General features: G+C 73.1%; 13 protein-coding genes. 4 read left to right on the top strand and 9 right to left on the bottom strand.

Going from position 1 to position 14,844, the window contains the following annotated elements:
* Positions 1–83 precede the first annotated feature (83 nt).
* Complete coding sequence (locus ACFYYB_RS03190) at positions 84–1,268, bottom strand: ROK family protein (protein WP_389432923.1); 1,185 nt, start codon at positions 1,266–1,268, stop codon at positions 84–86.
* 119 nt (positions 1,269–1,387) lie between these two features.
* On the opposite strand from ACFYYB_RS03190, the gene ACFYYB_RS03195 reads away from it, so the two are divergent.
* Positions 1,388–3,583 (top strand): alpha-galactosidase, encoded by a 2,196-nt coding sequence (locus ACFYYB_RS03195; RefSeq protein ID WP_389432924.1) that lies wholly within the window; start codon positions 1,388–1,390, stop codon positions 3,581–3,583.
* A gap of 65 nt (positions 3,584–3,648) precedes the next feature.
* A complete protein-coding gene (locus ACFYYB_RS03200) occupies positions 3,649–4,491 on the top strand; it encodes an alkaline phosphatase family protein (RefSeq protein ID WP_389432925.1) in 843 nt (280 codons plus the stop codon).
* Between the two features lie 42 nt (positions 4,492–4,533).
* Here the strand turns inward: ACFYYB_RS03200 and galK are convergent, their stop codons facing one another.
* Positions 4,534–5,685: a galactokinase gene (gene galK, locus ACFYYB_RS03205; RefSeq protein ID WP_389432926.1), complete on the bottom strand. Its 1,152-nt coding sequence runs from the start codon at positions 5,683–5,685 to the stop codon at positions 4,534–4,536.
* Entirely contained in the window at positions 5,682–6,749 is a 1,068-nt protein-coding gene (gene galT / locus ACFYYB_RS03210; protein WP_389432927.1) for a galactose-1-phosphate uridylyltransferase, read from the bottom strand. The genes galK and galT overlap by 4 nt, the downstream gene beginning before the upstream one ends.
* 127 nt (positions 6,750–6,876) lie before the next feature.
* Here galT and ACFYYB_RS03215 point away from each other — a divergent pair, with 127 nt between their 5' ends.
* Positions 6,877–7,689 carry a DeoR/GlpR family DNA-binding transcription regulator gene (locus tag ACFYYB_RS03215; RefSeq protein WP_389432928.1) on the top strand — a complete coding sequence of 271 codons (813 nt, stop codon included), beginning with the start codon at positions 6,877–6,879 and terminating at the stop codon, positions 7,687–7,689.
* A gap of 352 nt (positions 7,690–8,041) precedes the next feature.
* On the opposite strand, the gene ACFYYB_RS03220 is transcribed toward ACFYYB_RS03215, so the two are convergent.
* From ACFYYB_RS03220 to ACFYYB_RS03230, 3 genes are all read right to left on the bottom strand, one after another.
* Entirely contained in the window at positions 8,042–9,364 is a 1,323-nt protein-coding gene (locus tag ACFYYB_RS03220) for an MFS transporter (RefSeq protein WP_389432929.1), read from the bottom strand.
* A complete protein-coding gene (locus tag ACFYYB_RS03225; protein WP_389432930.1) occupies positions 9,361–9,777 on the bottom strand; it encodes a PaaI family thioesterase in 417 nt (138 codons plus the stop codon). The genes ACFYYB_RS03220 and ACFYYB_RS03225 overlap by 4 nt, the downstream gene beginning before the upstream one ends.
* A gap of 97 nt (positions 9,778–9,874) precedes the next feature.
* A complete protein-coding gene (locus ACFYYB_RS03230; protein WP_389432931.1) occupies positions 9,875–11,899 on the bottom strand; it encodes an FAD-dependent oxidoreductase in 2,025 nt (674 codons plus the stop codon).
* A 189-nt stretch (positions 11,900–12,088) separates the two neighbouring features.
* Here ACFYYB_RS03230 and ACFYYB_RS03235 point away from each other — a divergent pair, with 189 nt between their 5' ends.
* Positions 12,089–13,192, top strand: coding sequence for an Ig-like domain-containing protein (locus tag ACFYYB_RS03235; protein WP_389432932.1), 1,104 nt, complete (start codon positions 12,089–12,091; stop codon positions 13,190–13,192).
* 189 nt (positions 13,193–13,381) lie between these two features.
* On the opposite strand, the gene ACFYYB_RS03240 is transcribed toward ACFYYB_RS03235, so the two are convergent.
* The 3 genes from ACFYYB_RS03240 to ACFYYB_RS03250 are packed head-to-tail and all read right to left on the bottom strand — an operon-like array spanning position 13,382 to position 14,778.
* Positions 13,382–13,618: a hypothetical protein gene (locus ACFYYB_RS03240; protein ID WP_389432933.1), complete on the bottom strand. Its 237-nt coding sequence runs from the start codon at positions 13,616–13,618 to the stop codon at positions 13,382–13,384.
* 39 nt (positions 13,619–13,657) lie between these two features.
* Positions 13,658–13,822: a hypothetical protein gene (locus ACFYYB_RS03245; protein WP_389432934.1), complete on the bottom strand. Its 165-nt coding sequence runs from the start codon at positions 13,820–13,822 to the stop codon at positions 13,658–13,660.
* Positions 13,795–14,778 carry a L,D-transpeptidase gene (locus ACFYYB_RS03250; protein WP_389432935.1) on the bottom strand — a complete coding sequence of 328 codons (984 nt, stop codon included), beginning with the start codon at positions 14,776–14,778 and terminating at the stop codon, positions 13,795–13,797. The genes ACFYYB_RS03245 and ACFYYB_RS03250 overlap by 28 nt, the downstream gene beginning before the upstream one ends.
* Between the last annotated feature and the right edge of the window lie 66 nt (positions 14,779–14,844).

Here is a 14,844-nt window from a genome sequence, read left to right on the forward strand (position 1 = left end):
TGCCCTCCATCAGTGCTTGCCGGCAGTGAGGGGCACCGGCCGGGTGGGCCGGGTCGGGTGCCAGTGGTGCTCGGTTCGTGCGGTTACGGAAGCGCCGCCGCGGCCGTGCTCGGTGGGAACAGTGCCTGGACCGCCACCGCGGCGGCTCCACGCGCCCACTCCTCCCAGGGCAGCGGGCGCAGGGACAGGGGGCATTTGACCGCGGCCCCGAAGGCGTGCGCCGCGTAGGCGTCCTTGATGTGCTGTCCGAACAGGTCGTAGGTGCCCGCTCCCTCGCCGCTGACCACGACGCGTTCCGGGCCCACGAGGTTGACCAGGGTGGCGATGCCGACACCGATGGCGCGGCCCGCCCGGGCGAAGGCCTCGCGTGCCACGGGGTCGCCCTCGCGGGCCAGTTCCACGGCGCGGTCGAAGGCGAGGTCGGCCACGCCGGTCCCGCGGCGGACCGCTTCGAGGATCGCTCCGGTCGAGGCGATGGCCTCGACACAGCCCACCGCGCCGCAGCGGCAACGCGGGCCGGCCGGGTCCACGCAGACGTGCCCCAGTTCCCCGGCCACACCGTAGGCGCCGGTGACCAGTTGCCCGTTGACCACGAGCGCGGAGCCGATCCCCGCGCCGATCGTGACCAGCGCGAAGTAGCCGGTGCCGACCCCCTCCCCGAACCAGTGCTCGGAGATGGTCAGTGCCTTGACGTCGTTCTCGACGGTGACCGTCAGACCGGTGGTACCGGCGACGATCTCCGCGAGCGGTACGTCGCGCCAGCCGAGGCGGCCGGAGAAGCGGACCCGGCCGCCGCCGCGGTCCACGTCCCCCGAGACCGCGATGCCGAGATGCCGGGTGCGGTCACGGAACGCGGGCTCCGCGTCCAGCAGTTCCTCGACCATGTCGGTCAACGATCCTGCGATGGAAGTGGGTTCGTGACTGCCGAGGGTTCGTTCGGCCGTGGCCCGGACCCGGGCCCGCAGGTCGCACACCACGCCGAACAGCCGGTCGTCACTGATCTTCACTCCGACGAAGAACTCCCGGTCCGGGGTGACCGCCAGCGGGTTGACCGGTCGGCCCGCCCCGGGAGCGGTGCGCTCCGGTGGGAGTTCGTACAGGTACCCGTCGTCGATGAGCGGCCTCGCGGCCTTGGTGATGGCCGTCGAGGAGAGCCCGGTCCGGCGCGCGAGCTCCACCCGGCTGAGCGGACCCTCGGCCAAGAGCAGGGCGAGGACCGCCGTTTCGGCCGGTGCGGAGACCAGGGGCAGCTGTTGGTTTCGAAACACGGGTGCAACGTAGAGCAAATAAATAACTTCGTCCAGTATTGATTTCGACCCCGGGTCCGACCTAGCCTCTGGCCAACTCTCTTCCTGTACACGGGCTTTCGACCTCAGGGGACCCCTTCGTGCCTGCCGCGCTCCCGCTCGTCACCTTCGACTCCGGCTCCGGTCTCGCCGTGCTCCGCACGCCGAACAGCGTGTACGCACTGCGCACCGGACCGGACGGCAGCCCGCGGCACCTGTACTGGGGCGCGCCGCTCGACACGGCCGCCCTGGCCCTGCTGCCGGAGGCCGCCTCCCCCGCCGCGAGCAGCTTCGAGGCTGGGGCCGCGGCGGACGAACTGGCTCCGCAGACCGGGGCGCGGTTCGGTCCGGCCGGCCTCCAGGTCCGGTTCGCCGACGGAACCAGCGGGGCCCAGTGGGAGTTCGCCGGACACCGGGTCGACGGCGGCGAGTTGCGGCTGTTCCTCAACGACCGCCGCTACCCCCTGCGCGCGGAGCTCTGTTACCGCGTCCGGCCGGGCAGTGACGTCGTCGAGCGGTGGGTGGAGCTCGCGCACACCGGAGCCGGGACCGGGATCGAGGCCGGTACCGAGGTCGAGGCCGGGGCCAGGGTCGAAGCCAGAGCCGGAGCCGGGGTCGAAGTCGAAGCCGGTCCGATCACCGTGGACCGGCTGGACTCCGCCTCCTGGACGGCCCCGGCCCTCGCCGACTACCGGCTCAGCCACCTCACCGGCGGCTGGAACAGCGAGTTCCAGCTGCACCGCGACCGGCTCCCGGTCGCCGAGACCGTCCTGACCAGCCGCCGCGGGCTCACCGGCCACCACGCCAGTCCCTGGCTCGCCCTCGACGACGGCACGGCTTCCGAGGAGCACGGCGAGGTGTGGAGCACCGCCCTCGCCTGGAGCGGCAGTTGGCGCATCACCCTGCACCGCGACGCGGTGGGACGCACCACCTGGACGGGAGGGTTCGGCCACGAGGGACTGCGCTGGACCCTGCGGCCGGGGACCGGCCTGCGCACCCCCGTGTTCGCCGGGCTCTACACCCCGCGCGGCTTCGGCGCGGCCAGCCGGGCCTGGCACGGCCACGTCGCGGACCACGTGCTGCCGGATCCCGGACGGGAGCGGCCCGTCCTCTACAACTCCTGGGAAGCCACGGGCTTCGACGTCGACCAGGCCGGCCAGATCGAGCTGGCCCGGCTGGCCGCCGGGCTCGGCGCCGAGCTGTTCGTCCTGGACGACGGCTGGTTCGGCGCACGGCGCGACGACCGGGCCGGGCTGGGCGACTGGACCCCGCGCCCCGACGCCTTCCCCGAGGGGCTGCGCCCCCTCGCCGACGAGGTCCACCGCCTGGGCATGGCCTTTGGTCTGTGGGTGGAACCCGAAATGGTCAACCGGGACAGCGAGTTGTACCGCGCCCATCCGGACTGGGTCCTCCACTCCCCCACCCGGGAGGCGACCGAGCTGCGCCATCAGCTGGTACTGAACTTCGCCCGGCCCGAGGTCGAGGCCTGGGCCCACCGGACCCTGGACCGCCTCGTCCGCGACCACCGGGTGGACTGGCTCAAGTGGGACGCCAACCGCGCCTTCACCGAGGCCGGCTGGGAGGGGAACCCCGATCCCGACCGGCTCTGGATCGACCACACCCGGGCCGTCTACCGCGTCATGGACCGGCTGCGCGCCGACCACCCCGGCCTGCGCATCGAGGCCTGCGCGGGCGGGGGCGGGCGCGCCGACCTCGGCATCCTGGCCCGCACCGACCAGGCGTGGACCTCCGACAACACCGACCCCGTCGACCGGATCGCGATCCAGGACGGCTTCAGCCAGCTCTTTCCGGCCCGGACCATGGCCGCGTGGGTCACCGACAGCCCCAACCCGGCCACCGGCCGGAGCACTCCGCTGCGCTTCCGCTTCCACGTCGCCATGGCCGGTGCGCTCGGCCTGGGCGGGGACCTGACGGGCTGGTCCGCCGAGGAACTCGACGAAGCCGCCGCGCTCGTGGCCCAGTACAAGCTCATCCGCCCCCTGGTCCAGTACGGGATCCAGCACCGCGTCAAGGGCGGGGACGGGGTGACGGCCGTCCACTACGCGGCCGGGGACGGCAGGGAGCACGCCGTGCTCGCCTGGCGGCCGACGACCCGCTTCGGGCACCGGCCCGCACCCCTCAAGCTGCCCGCACTCGACCCCGGCGCCCACTACCTGGACCCGGACCGGGACCAAGTACACAGTGGCGCCGTCCTGGTCCACCGCGGCATCGAACTCTCGCTGCCCGCCGGGGACTACGCGAGCCGGCTGATCCGGCTGCGCCGCATCACCCCCTGAGCCCCGCGTACGGGCCACCCGTACGCGGAGAACCGCACCCACTCACAGACACCTTGGACCGGACTATGCACACTCGACACGTTCTGGTCGTCGGCATCGACGGCGTTCGGCTCGACCTGCTGCCGCAGCTGGACACCCCCCACCTGGACGAGATAGCGGACGCGGGCTTCCTCGCCCCCGTCGAGATCGACGAGACCACGCCCACGATGTCCGGACCGTGCTGGTCCACCATCGCCACCGGGGTCACCGTCGCCAAGCACGGGGTGTGGGGCAACCGCCTCGACGGCAACCGGCTCGACGTCTTCCCCGACTTCACCACCCGCCTGGCACTCGAATGCGGGCGGCGGACCTTCGCCGCCGGCGGCTGGGCCCCCTTGTTCCTCGCCCAGCAGGGCGGGCCGCTCTTCACCGCCCCCAGCCGGCTGAGCTACATCGCCCCGCGCGCGGACACGCCGGAAGCCTGGGAGGAGGCCGACGAGGCCGTGACCGCCGAAGCGGCGCACGTACTGGGCTCCGGGGAGGAGCTCCACGCCTCCTTCGTCTACCTCGGCGCCGTCGACGAGACGGCCCATTTCCTGGGCTGCGGCGAGGAGTACCGCCGCTCGATCGAGACGGCGGACCAGCGCCTGGGCCGCCTGGTCAAGGCCGTGCGCGACCGCCCGGGCCACCCCGGGGAGCAGTGGACGGTCATCGTGGTGACCGACCACGGGCACCGGGACGAGGGGGGCCACGGGGGCCGCAGCGAACTGGAGCGCACCGCCTGGGTGGCCGCGTGCGGGCCCGGTCTGGCCGCCGGCGTAACCCCGCCGGTGGTCCGGCACACCGATGTCGCCGCCCACGTCTACGCGGCCCTGGGCATCGGCCTGGACGGCCACTGGACCCTGGACGGCGCCCCCTTCACCGCCTGACCGGGCGGGCTTCCGGGGGCGGGGCTCCGGCCCCGCCCCCGGTCACAGCCGTCGGGCACCAGCCGCCGGGGTGACGGTGAGGAGCCGCGGGAAACGGTGGCCGGCCGCGCCGAAGGCCGCCGTGACGCTGTCGCCCACCCCGTTCTCCCGCCCCGCCTCCACCAGCGCAATGACGGAGCCGCCGAAGCCGCCTCCCGTCATCCGGGCGCCGAGGGCCCCGGCGCCCAGCGCGGCGGTCACCGCCAGGTCGGTCTCCGGGCAGGAGACCCGGTAGTCGTCGCGGAGCGACGCGTGACCGGCCGTCAGGATCGGTCCCAGGGCGGCCGCGTCGCCCTCCCGGAGGCGGGCCACGGCCTCGCCGACCCGGCCGTTCTCGGTCACCACGTGACGGACCAACGGGACCAGTTCTCCCGGGAGTTCCTCCAGGGCCCCCACGAGGTCCCGGGCGGGCAGGTCCCGCAGGGCGCGCAGGCCGAGCAGCCCGGCCGCCCGTTCACAGCCCGCGCGCAGGGCCGCGTACGCCCCGTCTCCCAGGTCGTGGGAGACCCTCGTGTCGATCACGAGCAGTCCGAGCCCCTGTCCCGGGAGGTCGAGGGGGACCTGTTGGTGGCGCTCCGGGGTGCGGGCGTCGAGGTGGAGGGCGGCCCCGGTGGTGCAGCACACGGAGGCCATCTGGTCCATGATCCCGCAGGGCACTCCGGCGAAGGCGTTCTCCGCCCGCTGGGCGATCCGGGCCAGTTCGGGCCGGGGCAGCCGCAGTCCGTACAGCTCGTCGTAGGCGATGGCGACCGCGCACTCCAGCGCGGCGGAGGAGGAGAGCCCCGCACCGGTGGGCACGGTGCTGTCGAAGTGCAGGTCCGCGCCGCCGACCGGGTGTCCGGCCCCGGCGAGGGCCCAGACCACACCGGCCGGGTACGCGGCCCAGCCCGGCACGGCTCCGGGTGCCAGATCGGCCACGGCCAGTTCGGTGATCCGGCCGTCGCCCTGTGCGCTGTGCAGCAGCAGCCGGCCGTCCGTACGGGCGCGGGCGGCGAGCAGGGTGGTCTGCGGGAGGGCGATGGGGAGGGCGAACCCGTCGTTGTAGTCGGTGTGTTCACCGATCAGGTTGACCCGGCCGGGAGCCGCCCAGACTCCGTCGGGGGACCCGCCGAAGAGCTTCGTGAAGGTGCCCGCGGCCTGTTCGGTCCGGTTCACGCCAGGGCCTCCCGCAGTCGTCGCGCGGCCGTCTCGGGGGCCACGTCGTTGATGAAGGCTTCCGTCCCGGACTCCGTCCCGGCGAGGAACTTGAGCTTGTCGGGGGTTCTGCGGATGGTGAACAGCTCAAGATGCAGGGCGAGTTCCCCGCCGCCGGTGCGGGGCGCCTGGTGCCACGCGGAGATGTACGGGGTGGGGGCGGCCCTCCGCCGCGCATCCGCCTCGGCCTCCGGCTCCGGTACGGGGAACAGCCGGTCGAAGCGTCGGAGCAGGTCGAGGTAGATCCCGGGGAACTCGGCCCGCTCGGCTTCGGTGAGGCAGGTCAGGTCCGGGACCCGGCGGTGGGGGTACAGGTGGACCTCGTACGGCCAGCGGGCGGCGTAGGGCACGAAGGCGGTCCAGTGCTCCCCGGCCGTCACGACCCTGTCGGTGGCGGCGCGGGCCCCGGAGAGGAGGTCCTCGAAGAGGTTGCGGCCGGTGGCGGCGCGGTGCGCCCGCGCGGCGGCCGTCATCTTGGCGGTGCGCGGCGTGACGAAGGGGAAGGCGTAGATCTGGCCGTGCGGGTGGGCGAGGGTCACGCCGATCTCGGCCCCGCGGTTCTCGAAGCAGTACACCTGCTCGACACCGGGGAGGGCGGAGAGTTCCGCGGTGCGGTCGGTCCAGGCGTCCAGGACCAGCCGGGCCGCGGCCGGGGTGAGGTCGGCGAAGCCGGCGTCGTGGTCGGGGGTGAAGCAGACGACTTCGCAGCGCCCGGCCCCGCCCCCGAGGGAGGGGAAGCGGTTCTCGAAGACGGCGACCTCGTAGTCGGCGGCGGGGATCTCGCTGAGCCGGCCGTCCCGGGAGGGGCAGAGCGGGCATTCGCCGGCGGGCGGGTGGTAGGTCCGGTTCTGGCGGTGGGAGGCGATGGTGATCCAGTCACCGGTGGCCTCGTCCCGCCGCGGTTCCGGCCTGCTGTCCACGGGATCGAGGGGGCGCAGGTCGGGCGCGTCGCGCACGGCACCTTGGTCGGTGTCGAAGTAGATCAGTTCGCGGCCGTCCGCGAGTTTCGCGAGGGTCTTCTTCACCTACCGAGAATAAACACTCTCGAACATTTTCCACCAGCCCACGCCGAGGTTTCCCCCAGACTTAAACAGCATTGCCGTGTTATCTTGCTGCCTTCTGACCGGTTTCGCCGATTCCCGGGAGCGACCCGTGGCCGAGCAGGCTGCCCAACTGGCCCACCAGCGACGCGCGCTGATCCTGGACTCGGTCCGGCGCGAGGGCGCGGCACGGGTGGCGGACCTGGTCGGGCAGCTCGGCGTCTCGGACATGACCGTCCGCCGGGACCTGGACGCCCTGGCCCGGCAAGGGCTCGTGGAGAAGGTCCACGGCGGAGCCGTCGCCCCGGCCGGGGCGAGCGCGCACGAGCCCGGGTTCGAGGCCAAATCGGACCTGGAGGGCGATGCCAAGGCCGCCATCGCGGACACGGCCGCGACCCTGGTGGAACCGGGCAGCGTGATCGCCGTCTCGGGCGGCACCACCGCGCACGCGGTCGCAACCCGGCTCCTCGGCATCCCACGGCTCACCATCGTCACCAACTCCCTCCCGGTGGCGGAACTGGTGTGGGCCGAAGGCCGGGAGCGCGGCGCCGGCGCCCCCGCCCTGCTGCTCACCGGCGGCTCGCCCACGCCCTCGGCCGCCCTGGTCGGGCCGCTCGCCGACCTGGCGATCGGCTCCCTCCACGTGGACCTGCTCTTCCTCGGCGCGCACGGGGTGGCGCAGGGCGCCGGCCTGACCACCCCCAATCTCATGGAGGCCCAGACCAACCGCGCCCTGGTCGCCTCCGCACGCCGGGTCGCCGTCGTGGCGGACCACAGCAAGTGGGGGGTGGTGGGGCTCAGCGGCTTCGCGGCGCTCCGCCAGGCCGACTGGTTCGTCACCGATGCCGGTCTGCCCGCGCCCGCCCGCGCCGCGCTCGCGGAGGAAGTGGGCGAACTCCTCGTCGCGGGCGAGGAACGGCACTGAGAGTCCGCGGGACGGACCCCGGGAACCGCCCGGGGCGGGGGCGCCGACCCCGGGCCCCGGATCAGACCCCGGATCAGACCCCGGATCAGGCCCCGGATCAGGCCCCGGGCTCCGCGGGGGCCGGTCCGGTGGTCGCCCGGATGACCAGCTCGGGGTCGAACAAGAGCTCCCCCGTGGGCACGTCCCGGTTACTGACCAGCGCCAGTACGCTGCGCCCGGCCTCCAGGGCCAACCGGTCGGCGGGCTGGCGCCCGTGGTCAGGGGAGGGTCGGTGAACTCGGTGATGGACGAGCCGTCGTAGCCCGCGACCGAGACGTCCCCGGGCACCGCGCGGCCCTGGCGGGCCTGCCGCTCACCGGCGGCGGCCCCGTCGCGGGGTGCGCCGGGAAGCGGTGGCGGTGGGGTCCGGCGGCCCCCCGGGCGCGCCCGCCACCGGTTTGCGCGGCGGGTCCGGGCGGGCGGAGCGCAGGGGGGTCAGGAGGCCGGTGGCGGCGATCAGGACGCAGAAGGCGCCCGCGGCCAGGCTGGTCGACGGGACGCCGTGCCGGGCCGCCACGGTGGTGAGCACCGCGGCTCCCACCGGGCCCGAGGCGTTGTGGACCGTCCAGAACGCGGAGGTGACCCGCCCGAGCAGGTGGTCCGGGGTGACTTCCTGGCGCAGGGTCATGGAGCAGACGCCGCCCAGCGTCACCCCGAACATGAAGAGGACGGCCATCGCCGCGATCACGGGCACGCTGCGGCTGGCTCCCATGCCCGCCACGGACAGGCCGATCAGCGCGACCGCGCCGAGCCAGCACGGGCCGAAGCCGAGGGTCCGGCGCAGCGGCCCGGCGGCGAAGGAGGCACAGACGATGCCGACGCCGCTCACGGCCATCACGTAGCCGATGGTCGCCGGGGAGCGGTCGAGGTCGTCTTGGAGGCGGAAGATCAGCAGGTCGGTGGCTCCGACGGTGACGAAGGTGAGGAGGGTGAGCAGAACCGTCAGCGGGCGCAGCAGGGCGTGCGACCACAGGAAGCGGAAGCCGACCACGAACACCTCGCGCAGCGAGGTGTTCGTCCGCGACGGCCGGGACGTGGCCGCGTCCCCCCGGGTGCGGAAACGGACCCACCGCAGGCTGATCCCCGAGACGAGGAAGGTGGCTCCGTCCAGGGCGAGCGCCCAGGACCCGTCGATCCCCGCGACGAGCAGGCCGGCCACGACCGGGCCGAGGAGGGTGCCGAGGGCGAAGGTGCCCATCAGCCGGGCGTTGGCGGCGGTCAGGTCGGCCGGTTCGACCAGGGCGGGCACGGCGCTGACGTAGGCCACGTCGAAGAGCGTCTTCAGTACGGTGACGAGCGCGGTCAGCACGTACAGCCACCAGATCCGCGGGCCGCCGAAGGACCACACCAGCGGTACGGAGCCCAGCAGCGCCGCCCGCGCGAGGTCGCAGCCGATCATCAGGCGGCGGCGGTCCACCCGGTCCACCACGTGCCCCGCGAAGGTTCCCGTGGCGATGGCGAAGACCCCGGAGAGGGCGGTGATCAGGCCCATCCCGACCAGGGATCCGGTGAGTTCGAGGACGACCAGCGGCAGGGCGAGCATCGATATGGAGCCGCCGAGCACCGACAGGGCCTGGCCGAGCCAGAAGACGATGAAGGGGCGGTTGTGCCGCAGCCCGCTCCGCGGGCCGCTCACCCCAGCAGGGCGTAGACGGTGGAGGCCTTCGCGGCCGGTTCCTCGGCGTCCTCGGGCGTCATGGTGATGTCGGCGAAGGCCATCCGCTTGCCGAGTTTGGTGATCCGTACGTCGATCAGCACGTCGGCGCCGACCACCGGCCGTTGGAAGCTCGTGGACTGCTGGACGGTGGTCATCGGACCGTAGGCCCCGCGCGCGGCGGAGATCGCGATGACGGTCGCGGTGTCCGCGGCGGCCATCAGGGCCTGCCCGCTGAGGCCCCCGCCGTCGCGGGCGAGGCTGTCGGACCAGGGCAGCCGCAGTACGGCGTGCCGCTCGCCCGTCTCCTGGACGGTGAGTCCGAGGGCGAGCACCCAGGGGGCGAAGTTGTCGTGGAGGATCTTGTCCGCGTCTGCCGGCGTCAGCGTCGTCATCGGGTGATTGTGGCGGCCCGGTCCGGACCGCCACAACTCCCTTTCAGTCAGGCGCCTCGGGCCCGGAAAGATCCGGAAGAGACGGCCTGGGCGCGCCTCAGAGGGCGGCGGCCAGTTCCGTTCCCTGGCGGATGGCCCGCTTGGCGTCGAGTTCGGCGGCCACGTCGGCGCCGCCGATCAGGTGCGCCTCGATGCCGGCCGCGCGCAGGGCCTCGTACAGGTCGCGGCGCGGTTCCTGGCCGGTGCACAGGACCACCGTGTCGGCGGGTACGAGGCGCTGCTCGCCCTCCACCGTGATGTGCAGGCCCTCGCCGTCGATCCTGTCGTACGCGGCCCCGGCGACGGAGACGACGCCGCGGTGCTTGAGCTCCGCCCGGTGGATCCACCCGGTGGTGGTGCCGAGCCCGGCGCCGACCTTGGTGGCCTTGCGCTGGAGCAGGTGCACCTGGCGCGGCGGGGCGGGGCGCTCGGGGGCGGTGAGGCCGCCGGGGCCGGTGTAGGCGGTGTCCACGCCCCAGTGGCGGAAGTAGACCTCCGGGTCCTGGGAGGCGCCTTCGCCGCTGTCGGTGAGGAACTCGGCGACGTCGAAGCCGATTCCGCCGGCGCCGAGGACGGCGACGCGCTGCCCGACGGGGGCGCCGTCGCGCAGGACGTCGAGGTAGCTGACGACGTTGGGGCCGTCGACGCCCTCGATGTCGGGGATGCGCGGGGTGACGCCGGTGGCGACGACGACCTCGTCGTAGCCGCGCAGGGTCTCGACGTCGGCGCGGGTGTTCAGCTTGACCTCGACCGCGTGCTCGGCGAGTTGGGTGCCGTAGTAGCGGATGGTCTCCTCGAACTCCTCCTTGCCGGGGATGCGGCGGGCGATGTCGAGCTGGCCGCCGATGTGGCCGGAGGCCTCGTAGAGGGTGACGGCGTGGCCGCGGCCGGCCGCGGAGACGGCGCAGGCCAGGCCGGCCGGGCCGGCTCCGACGACGGCGACGCGCTTCTTCAACTGGGTCGGAGACAGGATGAGTTCGGTCTCGTTGCAGGCGCGCGGGTTGACCAGGCAGGTGGTGAGCTTGCCGCTGAAGGTGTGGTCCAGGCAGGCCTGGTTGCAGCCGATGCAGGTGTTGATGGTCTCGGAGCGCCCGGCGGCGGCCTTGGCGACGAAATCGGCGTCGGCGAGGAAGGGGCGGGCGAGCGAGACCAGGTCCGCGCGGCCGTCGGCGAGCAACTCCTCGGCGATCTCCGGGGTGTTGATGCGGTTGCTGGTGACGAGGGGGACGGAGACGGCGCCCATCAGCCGCTTGGTGACCCAGGTGTAGGCGCCGCGCGGGACGGAGGTGGCGATGGTGGGGATGCGGGCCTCGTGCCAGCCGATGCCGGTGTTGATGATGGTGGCGCCGGCCGCCTCGATCTCCTTCGCGAGGTGGACGACCTCGTCGAGGGTGGAGCCGCCGGGGATCAGGTCGAGCATGGAGAGGCGGTAGATGAGGATGAAGTCCTCGCCGACGGCGGCGCGGGTGCGCCGGACGATCTCCAGCGGGAAGCGCACGCGGTTCTCGTAGGCGCCGCCCCAGCGGTCGGTGCGCTTGTTGGTGGCGGCGGCGATGAACTCGTTGACCAGGTAGCCCTCGGAGCCCATGATCTCGACGCCGTCGTAGCCGGCCAGCTTGGCGAGCCGGGCGGCGCGGACGAAGTCCTCGACGGTGCGCTCGACGTCGGCGTCGGTGAGCGCGTTCGGGACGAAGGGGCTGATGGGGGCCTGGAGGGCGCTGGGGGCGACCAGGTCCTTGTGGTAGGCGTAGCGGCCGAAGTGGAGGATCTGCATCGCGATCTTCCCGCCCTCGGCGTGCACCGCGTCGGTGACCACCCGGTGCTCGGCGGCCTCCTCCTCGGTGGTGAGGCGGGCACCCCCCTCGAAGGGCCGTCCGGCGTCGTTCGGGGCTATGCCGCCGGTGACGATCAGGCCCGCGCCGCCGCGGGCGCGCTCGGCGTAGAAGGCGGCGAGACGTTCGAAGCCCCGCTCGTGCTCTTCGAGGCCGGTGTGCATGGAGCCCATGATCACGCGGTTCGGCAGGGTGGTGAAACCGAGGTCCAGGGGGCTCAGCAGGTGCGGGTACCGGCTCTGGGGACTCATGAGGGGCGCCTCCTCGCGCGGGGGGTGATGAACCTGTTCTAGCTGAGCGGGCGCTTATTATGCAACTAGGTGCACAACCGAGTGCGGAACCCCGCGGCCCGGAGATCCGCCGATTCCCAGGGCCAAGGGCCTTCACCGGCGGGACCTGTGGCGCAGTTCACGGCCGGGGTGATCGCGAAGGATGGGGGGATGCCCGCATTCCCCGCCCCCGAGGGCCGTGCCGCCCGCACGCGCCACGGCGCCCCCGCTCTGCGTGCGGCCCTGGCCGGCGCCGCGGCCACGGTGCTGCTCGCCGGCTGCGCCATCGCCGAGTCCGACACCGACCGGCTCGGCCGCAAGGCCGCGGCGGACGCCGTGGACCCCGTGAACCCTGTGGACGCCGTGGACACGGCCGCCTCCCCACCGTCGACCGCGCCCGGGCCCGCCCCCGACCCGACCCGCTCCCCCGCGCCCGAGGCCCGGCTCCTGCGGAACCCGCCCCGTCAGGTGCGCCCGGCGATCGCCCCCGCGCACGGCACGACGGTCGGCATCGGCCAGCCCGTCTCCCTGGTCTTCAAGGGCCAGAAGGTGGACCCCGCGCTCCGGGCCGGCATCGAGGGCCGCATGGAGATCAAGACCTCCACCGGGGTCGTCGGCGCCTGGCACTGGGCGGAGGCCAAGGGGGACACGCACCTCCACTTCCGGCCGCGGGAGTACTGGCCCGCAGGCACCGAGGTGACCCTCGACGCCAGGCTCGCGGGAGTGCAGCTGGACGACCGCACCGCCGCCGCCGGAAACCGCAGGCTGACCTTCCGGGTGGGCCCCGCGATGGTCAGCAAGGTGGACCTCGCCGCGCACACGCTCACGGTGGTCAAGGACGGCACGCCCCTGCGGACCATCCCGGTCAGCGGCGGCGAGGAGCGGTTCAAGACGCGCGAGGGCGTCAAGACGATCCTCAGCAAGGACGCCACCGTCCTGATGGACTCCCTGACCATCGGCATCCCGCGCACCGGCCCGGACGGGTTCTACGGCCGGTACGAATGGAGCATGCGCGAGACCGTCAGCGGCGAGTACGTCCACGCGGCGCCCGACAACGCGGAGTCCTTCGGCAAGGCCAACGTCAGCCACGGCTGCATCGGCATGTCGGTGGCCGACGCGAAGTGGCTGTACGAACGGTCCCGCGTCGGCGACGTCATCGAGGTGACGGGCACGACCGGCAAGCCCATGGACCACTTCGGCAACGGCTACGGCGACTGGAACCTGAGCTGGGACGCATGGCTGCGGGGCAGCACCCTGGGCGCCTCCAAGACCTGAGCCCGACGGCGCGCCGGAGCCCGCCCGGTCGTGTGCGTACCGCTCGCGCTGCTCCGGGTCGCCGCCAGAGGCCGTTCGGGCGCGACTCGGAGCCGAACGGCATCCAGCCCGGACGTACCGCGGGGTGGGGACGGTCGGCGGCACCTCCACTGTCCGGCCCTGCCGGACCTCCGTAGCGACCGGCAGCCCCTACATGGCGGACCGCAGCATCCCAGCTGTCTTGGCCATGGCGGCCTTCGTCGCCTCGTCCGTAGCGGTCCGCGCGGCGTCCTCCAGCAGGAGGGCGGCCGCCTGGAGGAGCCCCACGTGCACGGGCACGGTCTCCAGCCCGGTGAGCGCGGCCATGGCCTGATCGGTGGCGCTCTGCGGGATAAGGGTGCTGACGCCGCGTCCGACGATCCGCTGGGACTGCGTTGGTGTACTCACGAGGTTGATTCTCGCGGGTCTCCGGACGTCAGAATCCCCCTACGCGCGAGCGAGCTCACTGCCGCGGTCCCGGACGCCGCCGATCGCCACTGCCAGCGGGGCCGGGTATCCGTGCACGGTGTCCAGCGACTCCCGCGCACCGCCCAGGCAGTCCACCAGGTTCTGCCGGGCCCGCGTCAGGCGGCCTTGCTCAGCTTCTTCCACTCGTCGTAGCTGATGCTCCAGTCGGCGTATCCGTTGCCGGGGCCGTCGACGTTCTTGATGGCTTCCTTCCCCTTGATCGTGAGCAGGTCGCCGAGGATGGTGTTGTCGAAGAGCCACTTCGCGTCGGCCGGGGTCATGCCGATGCAGCCGGCGCTGTGGTTGGTGTTGCCGACGTATTTCTGCGCCTCGGGAACCCCTTGGTGGATGTAGGCGCCGGTGTCGGTCACCCGCATGCCCCAGTTGACGATCACGTCGTAGTCCACCGGTCCGCCCACGGACGCGGAGGTCATGTGCACCTTGGGTTCCCGGGTCTTGAGGGCGTAGGTGCCCAGTCGGGACTGGCGGCCCTTGACGGGCTGCCCGCCGGACATGGGGATGGACTTCACCACCTTGCCGTCGCGCTCGACGATCAGCCGGTGGGTGTCGAGGTCGGCGGTCAGCTGCTGGTCGCGGCCTATCGTGAACGTGCGGTTCAGGTCCCGGTCGAAGTGCGCGCCGCCGGGGTCGACCGTGGTGAGCGTGCCCTTGACCGTGACGTCCGTGCCGGGCTTCCAGGGGTCCTTGGGGCGCCAGTCCAGGCGGTCGTGGCCCGAGGGCGTGGTGACCCAGCCCCAGGAACCCTCGGTCGGGTTCGACGCGGTGACCGTCAGCGCCTTCTCCACCGCGGCCTTGTCCTTGACCGGCTTCTCGAACTGCAGGGACACCGGCTGGCCGGTGCCCACCGTCTTCCCCGCCCCCGGAATCAGGTCGAAGTCCAGTACGGCTCCGGTGGTCACCTTCGGCGGAGCGGCCGCCTTCGACGCCGCGGCCTGCACACCCGCCGCGTCGGCGGCCCCCTTCGCGTCCTCCGCCCGGCCCGTGTCCCCGCCGGCGCCGCAGGCCGTGAGGAGCAACAGCCCTGTGACGACGGCGAACAGCGGGGCCGCGGAGCTTCCGCGGCCCCGAGCGGATGCCACGGGGGTCGTCTGGGGGCCAACACGCATCATGGTGGACGGCTCTTCTCTGGAAAGGGCTGGCTGGTA

Source organism: Streptomyces sp. NPDC002886 (assembly GCF_042888445.1).
GTDB lineage: Bacteria > Actinomycetota > Actinomycetes > Streptomycetales > Streptomycetaceae > Streptomyces.

Bases quoted from the DNA above. Each gene is read 5' to 3' on its own strand.
- ACFYYB_RS03225 (WP_389432930.1), bottom strand. From the start codon at position 9,777: ATGACGACGCTGACGCCGGCAGACGCGGACAAGATCCTCCACGACAAC.
- ACFYYB_RS03200 (WP_389432925.1), top strand. From the start codon at position 3,649: ATGCACACTCGACACGTTCTGGTCGTCGGCATCGACGGCGTTCGGCTC.
- ACFYYB_RS03235 (WP_389432932.1), top strand. From the start codon at position 12,089: ATGCCCGCATTCCCCGCCCCCGAGGGCCGTGCCGCCCGCACGCGCCAC.
- ACFYYB_RS03230 (WP_389432931.1), bottom strand. From the start codon at position 11,899: ATGAGTCCCCAGAGCCGGTACCCGCACCTGCTGAGCCCCCTGGACCTC.